Source organism: Paenibacillus sp. FSL R7-269, assembly GCF_000517865.1.
In the GTDB taxonomy this organism is placed as follows: Bacteria; Bacillota; Bacilli; order Paenibacillales; family Paenibacillaceae; genus Paenibacillus_AQ.
Genome location: NZ_ASPS01000027.1, coordinates 34,391 through 47,333 on the forward strand (window position 1 = coordinate 34,391; position 12,943 = coordinate 47,333).

General features: G+C 54.1%; 11 protein-coding genes. 1 reads left to right on the top strand and 10 read right to left on the bottom strand.

Annotation, left to right across the window (positions count from 1 at the left end; translation table 11 throughout):
- Positions 1-273: 273 nt before the first annotated feature.
- The 6 genes from ptsP to aroA all read right to left on the bottom strand — a co-directional run bounded on the left by ptsP (position 274) and on the right by aroA (position 7,728).
- A complete protein-coding gene (gene ptsP / locus C162_RS13600) occupies positions 274-2,040 on the bottom strand; it encodes a phosphoenolpyruvate--protein phosphotransferase (protein ID WP_036695020.1) in 1,767 nt (588 codons plus the stop codon).
- A complete protein-coding gene (locus C162_RS13605; RefSeq protein WP_036695021.1) occupies positions 2,037-3,923 on the bottom strand; it encodes a glucose PTS transporter subunit IIA in 1,887 nt (628 codons plus the stop codon). Before C162_RS13605 ends, ptsP begins: the two co-directional genes overlap by 4 nt.
- A gap of 462 nt (positions 3,924-4,385) precedes the next feature.
- Positions 4,386-5,057, bottom strand: coding sequence for a hypothetical protein (locus C162_RS13615; RefSeq protein ID WP_036695023.1), 672 nt, complete (start codon positions 5,055-5,057; stop codon positions 4,386-4,388).
- 225 nt (positions 5,058-5,282) lie between these two features.
- Positions 5,283-5,717: a CoA-binding protein gene (locus C162_RS13620; protein ID WP_036695024.1), complete on the bottom strand. Its 435-nt coding sequence runs from the start codon at positions 5,715-5,717 to the stop codon at positions 5,283-5,285.
- A gap of 164 nt (positions 5,718-5,881) precedes the next feature.
- A complete protein-coding gene (locus C162_RS13625) occupies positions 5,882-6,448 on the bottom strand; it encodes a GNAT family N-acetyltransferase (protein ID WP_051493472.1) in 567 nt (188 codons plus the stop codon).
- Complete coding sequence (aroA, locus tag C162_RS13630; protein ID WP_036695025.1) at positions 6,436-7,728, bottom strand: 3-phosphoshikimate 1-carboxyvinyltransferase; 1,293 nt, start codon at positions 7,726-7,728, stop codon at positions 6,436-6,438. Before aroA ends, C162_RS13625 begins: the two co-directional genes overlap by 13 nt.
- A 126-nt stretch (positions 7,729-7,854) precedes the next feature.
- On the opposite strand from aroA, the gene C162_RS13635 reads away from it, so the two are divergent.
- Complete coding sequence (locus C162_RS13635) at positions 7,855-8,163, top strand: rhodanese-like domain-containing protein (protein ID WP_036695026.1); 309 nt, start codon at positions 7,855-7,857, stop codon at positions 8,161-8,163.
- Positions 8,164-8,201: 38 nt separating this feature from the next.
- Here the strand turns inward: C162_RS13635 and C162_RS13640 are convergent, their stop codons facing one another.
- From C162_RS13640 to C162_RS13655, 4 genes are all read right to left on the bottom strand, one after another.
- A complete protein-coding gene (locus C162_RS13640) occupies positions 8,202-8,708 on the bottom strand; it encodes a shikimate kinase (RefSeq protein WP_036695027.1) in 507 nt (168 codons plus the stop codon).
- Between the two features lie 190 nt (positions 8,709-8,898).
- Positions 8,899-10,311, bottom strand: a complete 1,413-nt coding sequence (gndA, locus tag C162_RS13645) for an NADP-dependent phosphogluconate dehydrogenase (protein ID WP_036695028.1) — start codon at positions 10,309-10,311, stop codon at positions 8,899-8,901.
- Positions 10,312-10,674: 363 nt separating this feature from the next.
- Positions 10,675-11,271 (bottom strand): hypothetical protein, encoded by a 597-nt coding sequence (locus tag C162_RS13650; RefSeq protein ID WP_036695029.1) that lies wholly within the window; start codon positions 11,269-11,271, stop codon positions 10,675-10,677.
- A gap of 328 nt (positions 11,272-11,599) precedes the next feature.
- Complete coding sequence (locus C162_RS13655) at positions 11,600-12,889, bottom strand: MFS transporter (RefSeq protein ID WP_051493473.1); 1,290 nt, start codon at positions 12,887-12,889, stop codon at positions 11,600-11,602.
- Positions 12,890-12,943 lie beyond the last annotated feature (54 nt).

Sequence of the window (12,943 nt, forward strand, 5' to 3'; positions counted from 1 at the left end):
TTCTGTATATACTGACTGCCGAGTAGTCCAAACGGTTTTGCTTTTTTGACAGCGGGCTTGTTCTCCTGTAATTTCAAAGCAAAATAACCCCACAAAGTGGGGATTAAGCTTCGATGATGACTCAGATACTTTGCGGGAACCCCAAAACATATACATTCTTATCATTGAAAAAAGCCCGGTGTGTATGGCCCCCTTGACCCTCACCCCGGACTTAATATCAATATTCTTGTTCAACTTGTCCTTGTACGCCAATAATATTCGGCCGCTAGAAGGCTATGACGTCTTCTCTTTGGAATCTCCGCCAGCGCCCAGCGGGAATCCGCTCCGTCCTACAAAAGCTGTAAGCTGCTCCTCTGTTTCCGAGCTGGTGCGGTTGCGGAAGCAGACCTTCGCAATCTCTCTGGCCTCAGAAGCCAGGGTGTTCAGCGTACGGTGCTTCACCTTCAGCAAGGCTTGCGGCGACATGCTCAGAACACCGATCCCCAGCTCCAGCCAGAGCGGCAGTGAGCGCTCGTCTGCGGCCATCTCGCCGCATACACTGACATCGATGCCTACGCTGCGTGCCGCATCCACCGTCATGCGGATCATGCGCAGCACTCCCGGATGGTACGGATGATACATATGGGCAATCTGCTCATTCATCCGGTCCACAGCCAGTACATACTGCACCAAATCATTCGTGCCGATACTGAAGAAGTCCACTTCCTCTGCCAGCAGGTCGGCAATCATCACTGCGGCCGGAACCTCGATCATTATACCTACCTTCATCTCGCGGTTATACGGTACTCCCCGGCTGTCCAGCTCACTTTTCACCTCGTTCAGCACCGCTTTGGCCGCCTGCACCTCTTCGACAGAAGAGATCATCGGGAACATCATCCGGACATTGCCGTAATGACTGGCCCGCAGAATGGCTGTAATCTGGGTTTTGAACATGTCCTTGCGGTCCAAGCTGATCCGGATGGCCCGGTAGCCAAGGAACGGGTTCTGCTCCTCCGGCAGCTGGAAGTAATCCAGATGCTTGTCTCCCCCGATATCAAGCGTGCGGATGACCACGGACTCCTTGCCGACTTTTTCCGCGACCAGCTTGTAGACTTCGAACTGCTCCTCCTCTGTCGGAAAAGAACTGCGGTCCATGTACAGAAACTCTGTGCGGAACAGCCCCACTCCCTCGGCCCCGTATTTCAGCGCCATATTCAGCTCCTTCACGGAACTGATATTGCCGGCCAGCCGCAGAGACACACCGTCCTTCGTCACCGCTTCAACGGTTGCAAGCAGCTCCAATTGTTCCCGCTTCCGCTGCTGCTTCGCGCGTCTGGTGTTGAAGTCAAGAAGTGTGGATTCATCCGGATGAATCATGACCGCTCCGGTCTCCCCATCGAGCACCAGCATGTCCCCTGTCTGGATAGGAGTCAGGATCTTGTTCTCCAGGCCCGCCACCAGCGGAATGCCGAGCGCACGGGCCATGATGGAGGAATGCGAGGTTTTGCCGCCCATCATCGTCACGATGCCCAGCACATACGCCGGATTCAAATGCGCCAGCTGTGAGGGGGACAACTCCTTCGCTACCAGGATGTACGGCTGGGTATCCGACGGCAGAGTGACCTCAGGCGCACCCAGGAGATGCTTCAGCAGGCGGTTACCGACATCCTTAATGTCCACAGCCCGCTCCTTCATATATTCATCGTCGAGCAAATCGAACATCGCCACGAAGTGGTCGATCGCTTCCTTGACCGCCACCTCGGCCGCCTTGTATTGGCGTTCGATAATGCCGCGGATTTCGCTCATGAACACCGGATCATCCAGAATTGCCAGATGGGCATCGAAAATACTCGATTCCTCTGGTCCGACGACCTCGCGGAATTCTTTTTTGATAAACTCGATTTCGTCCTTGGAGGTTCGAATGCCTTCGTACAACCGTTCGAACTCCTTCGCCAGATCCACCGGATTGACCTGGGTGTCCGGCAGACTCCATTCCCAGTTCGGCAAGACAAAGGCCTTCCCGATGGCAACACCTGCTGCGGCGCCTATGCCTTGTATCATGCTTCGATCCCTCCAACATTGCTTTCATGTAGTACCACGGACATAACGGAAGACTGCCCCTTTTTCACGTTTTTGAATGGCGCATAGCTCCAGGATTTGACCCGGTCCGGGTTGGTAATCACCATCGGTGTCGCCAGTGAAGCGGCATGCTCCTTCAAGTAGGCCAGATCAAACTTGACCAGCAGCTGCCCCGGCTCCACGCTGTCACCTTCCTGTACAAGCGCCTCAAACGGCCCCTTAAGCTGCGAAGTATCAATCCCGATATGCATGAGCACCTCGAGCCCTTCGGGCGTAGCTATGCCCACTGCGTGCATTGTAGGGTATACGTGCATCACCTTGCCGAATACGGGCGAGACCAGCTCTCCCTTTTCCGGGACAAAGGCCACTCCATCCCCCACCAGCTTCGCGGCAAAAATATGATCCGGCACCTCTTCAATCGGCATCATACGCCCCTGGATCGGCGCACTGAACAGCACCTGCGGCAGATCGCGCAGCATCAGCTTGTCAATCTCCTCACGGATCAGCTCCGAATACGTCCCGAAGACGACCTGCACATTGCCCCCGCCCAGCTTAATAATACCTGCGGAACCCAGCCCCTTAAGCGCCCCTGTATCTATGAAGCGGTCATTATGCACCGTTAATCTCAGCCGGGTGATGCAGGCCTGAACCTGCACAATATTCTCCTTGCCGCCCAGCGCCTCCAGAATCAGCGGAGCCTGATACGGGATATTGCCCGCCCAGTCGCCCAGTTCAGAGCCTTCCTCGCGGCCCGGCGTAGGTATCTGGAACCGGCGGATCGCCCAGCGGAACACGTTATAATAGACAATGCCATAGCCGATCCCGATCGGAATCAGCAGCCAAGCCCGCTGGGACAGATGCATGTTGAGGAAGAAGTCGATGGTCCCCGCAGAATAGGAGAAGCCGTGATGAATCCCGAGCGAGTAGGTCAGCACCATCGCAAGCCCGGACATGACCACATGCAGCGCAAACAAATACGGCGACGCGAACAGGAAGGCAAATTCAATCTGCTCCGACACGCCGGTCAGAAAGCACACCAAAGCTGCACGCAAAAAAGTCTTCTTGATCTTGGGCTTGAGGTCCTCGCGTGCTTCCTGAATGATCGCAAAGGCAATTGCCGGCAGAGCGAACATCATAATCGGGAACAGCCCGGCCATGAACACACCTGCTGTAGGGTCGCCGGCAAAAAAGCGCGGCAAATCCCCCTGTACGACCGCACTGCCGTCAGGCGTCGTAAAGGAGCCCAATTGGAACCAGAACACATTATTCAGAATATGGTGCAGGCCAAAGGCCGTCAGCACCCTGTATAGCACCCCGTAGACAAACACTCCATACCCGCCGGTCACCTGCACTACCCTGAACAGCTCATTGAGTAGCTCCTGCAAGAGCGGTGACACTCCGAGCATGACCCAGGCGAATAACGCCGAGAATAAGCCCATGAACAGCAAAACAAAACGCGACCCTCCAAAAAACTGGATCGCCTCCGGCAGCTTGATATTCTTAAACCGGTTATGCGCTACACCGGCTACAATCCCAAGGATAATCCCAATTAAAGTTGCAGGCTGTACAGCCCCGTCTCCCATGTTGGACACAATCCGGTCATAAGTGAACATCCCTGCGAGCGCGGCCAGTCCGGCCGGTCCGGCCTGATTGGACAACCCCCACGCAACACCGACAGCAAACAAATAAGGCATGAAATAGAATATTCCTTGCCCCGCGTACGTCGTCACTTCGGATACCGAAGAAAGTCCCCATGCAGACCACGGTAAGCTGCCCAGACTCAGCAGGATAGCTGCCGCCGGAAGCACCATGGTAGGAAGCATAATGGCTCTGCCCAACTGCTGCAAAGATCCGAGCCAATTCAAGGCGACCCTCTCCTTTCTTTCTATATTGAATGGTAAGCGTTACAGCAGTTTTTGTCAAAAGAATCTGGGGATGAACCGGAGGTGAAGCGCGCTACGAAGACGGCACCGTCAGCACCCTTCGCACCCTTCGCACCCTTCGCACCCTTCGCACCCTTCGCACCCTTCGCACCCTTCGCACCCGCTAAAGTGTAGCATGAGCATAGACAGCCTACCAATAGAGCGGTGATTGTATTTTGTACAACAGATTGGCCGAAATTCCGCTCATATCCACGATCTATTGTATTTCGTACATTAGAATTCTCAGAATTACATCATAACCAACCATAAATAAAAATTCTACTGTATAAAATGCAACAGAAGCTCGAAATCGCGGGTTTTGACTAAATTCTAATGTACAAAATACATTCACACTGGTGCGGCTGCGACTATTCAAAGCCTTTTAACCAATGAAGTTCCGTCTTCTCACCAACTCTGATCCTGATGCATTGGCCTCAGTTCATAGGATCTTATCCCTCTTCCGCCAGCGACAGGCTGGAGCAGTCCTTTCTCGCTCAGAGCGCTGAGCAGCTTGCGCGCCGTTCTATAGTTGATCTGAAAATAGTCTGTAACATCCTTAGGACGAAGGGGTCTTCCAATCTGCCAGGCTAAACGTAATACGTCTTTTTCTCCAGACAACAGTTGTGCTCCGGCCACTCTACTCCGCGCCAAAAACGGTGCCAGCGCCAGCTGCAGCAGCATCCGGCACACTTCGGGACGCTGCTGAATATCGTCGAACGAGAAGTGCAGCATCTTCCAGCCCATGCCGGTCAGGAAGGTGTCCCAGTTCAGCGCATAGTTGAACTTCTCCCGGTCTATATCCTTGATATGGCTCTGATAGCCGTCACACTCAATCCCGAAGCAGGTTCCGTTCTGCGGCAAAAAGGCAAAATCCAGAAACTGCGACTTCCGGTTCCAGTCATACACCTCATATTCAGGGTACAAATGCTCCAGTGATTCGAATAACGGCCACCATACATTCAACAGAAACAGCTTCTCCGCATAGTTATGTCCGCGCAGCAGCCTCCCCCGCCGTTCAGCCGTCCTTCCATTCGTATGTGCCTCCATAAAGCTGATGTGCGCCGCTTCAAATTCCAAACCTTCTTCCCCCTCCCTAAAAATAAAAAAAGAACGCCCTTCACTCAATTGAAATCGAGTAAGGACGTTCTTCGTCTGTGTCAAGTATAGCTATAATTGTTAGTGAAAACTAATCGAGAATGCAGCAACCAGGTCTGAGGTACGTTTCCGCAAAATTTAATCTGGATAACTCTGACCTACAAGTATATCCGGCATCTGTGCACCTGATCATGCACACGAATCGTCTTATCCCCGGCTCCGGCCCTTCATCGTGATCGCTTCCTCCACCTTGATGCAGCGGTCCATGATCGCAATCATATGATTCGCAGCGGCAATATCCGCCGCCTCCTGGCTGACAATCCCTTGCTGCAGCCAGAGCACACGTGCGCCGATATCAGCAGCCTCCTGCGCAACAGCCGCGCAGTATTCACTGCGGCGGAACACATTCACAATATCCACCGGCTCCGGAATCTCCGCCAGCGTATGGTAGCATTTCTCGCCCAGGATCTCCCCGTCCACTGACGGATTAACCGGAATGATCCGGTAGCCCCGGCTCTGCATAGCCCCTGCAACCATATATGAGGTGCGGTCTGTTTTGTCGGATAGGCCAACAACAGCGATATTTCCTGCCGCAGCCAGAATCTCGCCGATCTCTTCCCTGCTTGGGTTCTCAAAGCTCATGTGTGTATTTCCCCTTCCGTTTGATTTCGTCCATGCCCCCCGCAGCACTGCTTGCCGCTTAAGCCACAGTTCTGTCATTTTCAGCAACACCTATATCATACAGCGCTGCGCCAGAAGTTCCAAATCCTCATCAGCTTGCGTAACCTGTTAATTTATCTCTGTGCCTAAGAATCCTCTGGGTCCTCCACGCTGCACAGCCATACCATATGAATGGAATCCGGCCCCCAATAATCCTGCACTGCTGCATGGGGCGTTCCGAATTTCCGCAGCCATCTGTCCTGCGCCCGCTTATATCCGCTGTCCAGGCAGAATTCGGAAATCCCCCGCTTTCTGAGAAAGACCGTGACCTCCTCAATTAAAGCTGAGCCTACACCCTGCCCCTGAAATTCAGGCAGGACATACAAGCTTCCCAGCTCACCGACAGCCGATAGGCGGTTATCGGTGCAGTTCCGTATGTCCTCTCCGCAAGGCGCATAAGAAACCGTGCCGATAACCACTCCACCGCTTCTGGCCAGCCAGAAATACACATCCGTATCCTGCGGATTCAGCGCAGCATTGGCCATCTGTATCTTGGCTGCGGTCTCCTGCCGGATGTCTGCCTGCAGGTGCCCCAATCCTTCCCGTTCGAAGGCGTCGGCGATCGTCACCTTGAACAGCTTCGATACAGAAGAGATATCTTCCGGAGCAAGAGGTGTGATGCTTAAAGAACCTAGAATGCTCACTTCACCCATTCCACATCCGCACCCAGCAAGCGCAGATGATCGAAATACTGCGGATAAGACTTCGCCACATGATGGGCATCCTTGATGAGCAGCGGCTGGCGGGCCCGCAGACCTACTACAGTAAGCGCCATAATCACACGGTGGTCATAGTGGGCATTAATCGTTACGCCGCCTTCCACGCCTTCCGGTGTACCATGCACAATGATCTCGTCCCTGCGTTCCTCGACCTTCGCACCGGCCCGGGTCAGCTCAGCCAGGTAGTCCGTGATGCGGTCGCATTCCTTGTAGCGCAGATTCTCCACATTATAGAAGCGTGAGGTCCCTTCGGCAAAAACCGCCGCGGCCACCATAGCCAGCACCGCATCGGTTGCCGCATCACCGTCGAATTCTACTGCCTTCAGAATGCCGTTCCCCTGCACATGCACGGTTCCGTTCTCATGGGTGAGCGGCACCTCCATCATTCGCAGCACATCGACAATAGCCCGCTCCCCCTGCTTGCTTCTCTCAGCCAGCCGGTGAATGGTCACATCCGACTTCGTCACCGCTGCGGCCGCAAGCACTGCGGCTGATCCCGGATAATCGCCTTGCACCGTATAGGTCTTGGCTGCATAGGTCTGGCGTCCAGGCACCTTGAAGGACATATAATCGTCCGCCGCATGTACGATGATCCCGGCCTGCTCCAGCACCTCCAGCGTCTGGCCGATGACCACCTTGGATTTCAGATCATCCAGCACGATGATCTCACTGTCTTCTTCAAGCAGCGGGGTCAGGAATAAGAGTGCGCTGAGATACTGTGAGCTGACAGCGCCGGAGACGGTAATCCGTCCACCCTGCGGCTTGCCGCCGCGGATCGTAATCGGCAGCCTTCCGTTATTATGCTCTACTTCCACGCCGAGCTGCCCCAGTGCCAGAATGAGGTCGTCATGCGGCCGCTTGCCCAGAGAATCGGGATACGTATTCACGAAGGTAACCTCCGGGCTAAGCGCAGCCACTGCCATCAGGAAGCGGAGCACAGCGCCGGCATTCCCGACATTCAGCTCCTTGACGTCACGGGGATGGCGTCCGAACCCCTGCACTACGATTTTCTCATCATCTTCGGTTAGGACTGCGCCAAGATCGGCGATACATCTGCGGATCGCGTCGCTGTCCTCGCTGTGGGCAGGATGGTAGATCGTGCTGACTCCTTCAGAGAGAGCGGCTACCAGCAGGTAGCGCGTGGTGTAATTTTTGGAGGACAGGGCTCCGAATTCTCCTTGCAGCGTCGGCGTAGGCCTAACAATAACGTCCATAGTATAAGCGCTCCTTCATCATATATAGTCTGTATGTACGGGCCTGTTTGACAGGGTAATCCGCAGTTGTGTTATCATTGCGTGAAGAGAATCCATTCCCATTCGGGCAGAAAAGAGGGTACTACCATGAATGAAATTCCGCAAATTACACCGCAGGAGCTGCGTAAGCGGCTCGCTGCCGGCGAAGAGCTTGTACTGATCGATGTCCGTGAAGAGGATGAGGTTGCCTTCGGCATGATTCCCGGCGCGCAGCATATCCCGATGGGCCAGATCCCGCAGCAGACGGAGAAGCTTCCGGCAGACACTGAGATCATCTTCATCTGCCGTTCCGGCAACCGCAGCCAGCGGGTCTGTGAATATCTGCAGCAATTCGGCATTCAAGGCTCTAACCTGAGCGGCGGCATGATCGAGTGGGATGATACCAGTGCGGAATAAGCTTCATCCTGATGCATGTCGCCAACACACATAAAAGCTCAATCGCGGTAACGCAGTAAAATGTATTGCGAGACCTCAGCCACATTCAGCTCCGTTGTATCGACCGTGCAATGCGCGAAACGGTAAGCTTCCCTGCGCTGTTCCAGAATGGAACGGACCCGGTTTGCCGCATTGCCGGCGAGCAGCGGCCGGTTCTCATCCCCGCTGACCCGTTCAATAATGGTATCCTCAGAGGCTGTAAGGGCCACAACGAATCCATGCTCCAACATGACTTCGGCATTTCCGGGCGCAAGTACCGCCCCGCCGCCAGTTGAGATCACTCTGCGTTCTCCCTGCAACATTTCCTGAAGTACTTCTGATTCAATGCTCCGGAATGCCTGCTCTCCGCCATCTGCGAAGATATCCGCAATACTGCGGCCCTCTCTTCCGGTAATCACTGCATCCAGATCAATCAGTTCATAGTCAAGCTCCTCGGCCAGAATGGCGCCTACTGTGGATTTCCCCGTAGCCATCATCCCGACGAGAATGATATTTCGATCGTCCATAACTACCTCCAAGCCGCGACATTTGTCATATCATAACACAGGGTGAAAAGTTTGCACAATGCCGGCAGCCTTCATTTTGAAGCGGGCTATACCTGCCATGGCTATGCCTCATGGATGCAAAAAACCCGAAAGCCCTCCGCATGAAGCGGAAAGCATCTCGGGTTCCTAACATTAACCTGAACGCTGCCTGTTACTCTGCCAGCCAGTTGTGGTGGAACACGCCTTCTTTGTCCACACGCTTGAAGGTGTGAGCGCCGAAGTAATCGCGCTGTGCTTGCAGCAGGTTCGCCGGAAGACGTTCTGTACGGTAGCTGTCGTAGTATGCAAGGGCGCTGGAGAATCCAGGAACCGGAATACCCAGAGTTACAGCCGAAGCGATAACCTTGCGCCATGCCGACTGGTAGTTGTCCATAACATCCTTGAAGAACGGATCAAGCAGAAGGTTCTTCAGCTCTGCATTGCTCTCATAAGCATCCGTGATGTTCTGCAGGAACCGGGAACGGATAATGCAGCCGCCGCGCCAGATCTTGGCCAGCTCGCCGTATTTCAGATTCCAGCCGTATTCGTCAGAAGCCACACGCAGCTGGGCGAAGCCCTGAGCGTACGATACGATCTTACTGGCGAACAATGCTTTGCGCACGTTCTCAATGAATTCAGCTTTGTCGCCGTCAAATGGAGCTGTAGCAGGTCCGCTCAGCACCTTGCTGGCTTCAACGCGTTCTTCCTTCATAGCAGACAGGAAGCGGGAGAAGACGGATTCGGTAATCATGGACAGCGGCACGCCGAGATCCAGCGAGCTTTGGCTTGTCCACTTGCCGGTACCCTTTTGTCCGGCAGCATCAAGGATGACATCCACCATTGGCTTGCCGGTCTCTTCGTCATACTGGGCGAAGATATCCTTCGTAATTTCGATCAGATAGCTGTCCAGCTCGCCGTTGTTCCATTCTGCGAAGGTGCTGTGCAGCTCCTTGGCATCCAGACCCAGGACGTCCTTGAGCAGGTGGTAGGCTTCGCCGATCAGCTGCATGTCACCGTACTCGATGCCGTTATGCACCATTTTCACATAGTGTCCTGCCCCGTCCGGCCCGATATATGTACAGCAAGGCTCTCCGCCCACGTGAGCTGAAATCGCCGTAAGGATAGGTTCAACCAGTTTATACGCGCTTTCTTGACCGCCTGGCATAATAGAAGGGCCCTTGAGCGCGCCTTCTTCACCGCCGGACACGCCGGTGCCGACGAAGCGGAAGCCTTTGTCTTCAAGATATTTGCTGCGGCGTACCGTGTCAGGGAAATAAGCGTTCCCGCCATCGATGATGATATCGCCTTGATCCAAGAACGGCAGAAGCTGCTCAATGGTGGCATCCGTAGCCTGGCCTGCCTGAACCATGATCAGAATCTTGCGCGGTACTTCCAGCGACCCTACGAACTCTTCAACGGAGAACGTGCCCACCAGGTTCTTGCCTGCTGCTTCTGCAACCAGATCATGTGTCTTCTCCGGGGAACGGTTAAACACGGATACGCTGAAGCCTTTGCTCTCGATGTTAAGAGCCAAATTTTTGCCCATTACCGCCAAGCCAATAACGCCGATTTGTTGTTTTGACATCTGGTTCTCCACCCTTTACACCCTGTATTTTTGTGAAATCCATTTCTCGCAGTATTAGAATACCACCCTTTGTCAGAGACAGCAAAGTTCTGCCTGCGAAAGAGAGATCAATTTCATTGACAAACTTCGATCCATCAGGGAAATTGCTCACAATGACTATTTTAACGGTTTTGTGCGCAGAAGTGAACCCCCTCCTCCAGAAAGGCACAACAAGTGGAAACGGCTTTGCCGTCCTTTTAAAGGACGGTACCGTTTCAGCGAGAAATAGAAGGATAATGAATAGCGTGAAACCTATACATTCTTATAATTTAAAAGAACACCCCGCTATGGGATGCCCTTAATCGTAATTATTCACTCTGCGTATTACCACTCCAGCGCCGCAAGCTCCCTGGTCAATTGCTCAAGCCTCGCTGTGCTGGCCTGCACCGCTTCCGTATCGAGCTCACGCATAGCTTCATTCAGCAAGTCGAGCTGTTCATCCACGGCAAGCCTGCGGTCGCGGATCCGCTCTTCGCCCTCTATGGAGTAGAACAGCTTCGTCAGCTCCTGATCCGACAGCAGCGGCCCCTTCTGGTACAGCACCCGCTGCTGATAGCCGGAAATCTCCACCAGGCGGATGACTTCACCGAATAAAATATTCTCTATAATGATCTGACGGTCGCGGAAGCGCTTGACAACGGCATGACCTCTCATATCCCCAATCAGCTTCTCCATCCATTCTGACAGGCGCGCATCACGGATCATGTAATCTCCCACCAGCTTGAAGCCGTCCTTAATCCGCTGGAAGCGCAGCTTCACAAGCTTGCGGCCGGTGCGCACCGAAATAAGAAAAACGCTCTCGTTCTCACTCCAGTACAGGGAATAACCTTCCTTGATCAAGTCCTTGATTAGATCCTGGATATGTTGTCTGTCAAACCGCAGCTCCAGATTGCAGTACTCCACCTCATCGTTTTTGTTCACGGCACTCCCCCCTAACTGCTTGATTTAAGCATAGTCAGCTTCATGGCCTAACCTAAGAGTAGAACAGACTGCCGGACCTCCGCTTGCACCTTGGTTCTTTGTTTGGCTTACACTTATTTTATACTTCATATTATGTAGCGGTAACTTGGTTTATTGACTATTTTTACCCGTTTTAGACCTTTTCCAAACGCCGGGACCCACATTAGGAGGTATTCGCCAGTCTTATTATACGCAAAAACAGCAATAAAGCCGCATTTCACCTCCTTTTCAGGGGGTCTGCGGCTTCTTGCCTTTCCACACCAGGTTCACTACCCTGTGCTCGCTCTACTCAGTGCGCTCTGCCGTGCTTCAGCTTCGTCCGGTGAACAATCAGCAGATGCAGACCGAATAACAGAACCATTACTCCGGCACTGGCCAGAAAAGGCGCACCGTGGCTGACCGTATCCCACAGCTTACCTGACACGACCGGACCAGCAACCATGCCTGAGCCCTGGAGCGTCAGGAAGAGCCCCCAGACGGTTCCGCGCTCGCCCTCCGGCACCTGCTTGGCGAGGAAGGCGTTCCACGCCGGAAGAATCAGCGCATAGCTGATCCCGACCATCGCCACCGCTACGAAGGCCAGAGGCAGCCAGCGGACCTGTGAGAAGAAGGCCATGGAGCAGGCTGCCAGCAGGAAGCCGATATTGAGGAAGATGGAGGTGCCGACCTTATCGACCAGCTTCCCTGCAGGAATAAGCGTCAGCACGGTAATCCCTCCACCGGCAATCAGCAGCAGACTGAACTGGTTGGGGGTGACATGCAGCTCCGAGCGTGCGAACAAGGTGACCACCGGCGTCATAAGCCCGATCGCAAAAGCCTGCAGGAACAACGCCGGGAACAGCAGGCGGCTTACCTTCAGTGAGGAGGTGACCTGCTGCCAGGTACGCTTCAGACTCTGGAGCGGCCTTACTGGCTTACGCGGCACCGGCGGCCCCTCCGCCGATATCTCGCGGACAGCGCGCGGCGCATGACCGCCGATCTTCGAAGGCAGGAACAGCGCCACGGCTACAACAGCGGCAGCGAAGCCCATCAGCACCAGGAAGACCGTCCGGTAGCCCTGTCCGCCATGATCCATCATGAAATTGACGATAATCGGACCGACGCCGGTTCCGGCCAGTGAGGCCATCTCCACCGCCCCCATGGCTGCGCCGCTGCTGCCGCTCTGGGTAGAGCCTGCCAATTCGGTGATGCCCGTCATCGTACAAGGCCAGAGCGGCGAGGTACCGATCCCCAGAATCAGACAGGCGATGGACAAGCTTACGGCATCTTTGGCATAGATGATCAGCCCGACAGCCACCACTAGCAGCACCAGAGCACCAGTCATCGTCCAGCGGTAACCGATCCGCTCCATCACCCAGCCGAACGGGCTGCGAAACAGGTTATCTCCAAGATACTGCAGCGCGAAGGCGAACCCCACCACCGTTACGGAGAGGCCCAGAATATTCTCCATATAGACCGGCAGCAGAGCTACCAGCAGCGATCCTTTTACGAATTCGACCAGGAAAATAATGATCCACATTTCTAATATGAACGGTGAGGCTAAACTGATATGCATACGTTGCGCAACTTTGCCAGACATTTCATCACATCCTAGTATTATGTTGATTGATTTGTTATACTGATGCTTGCTCAA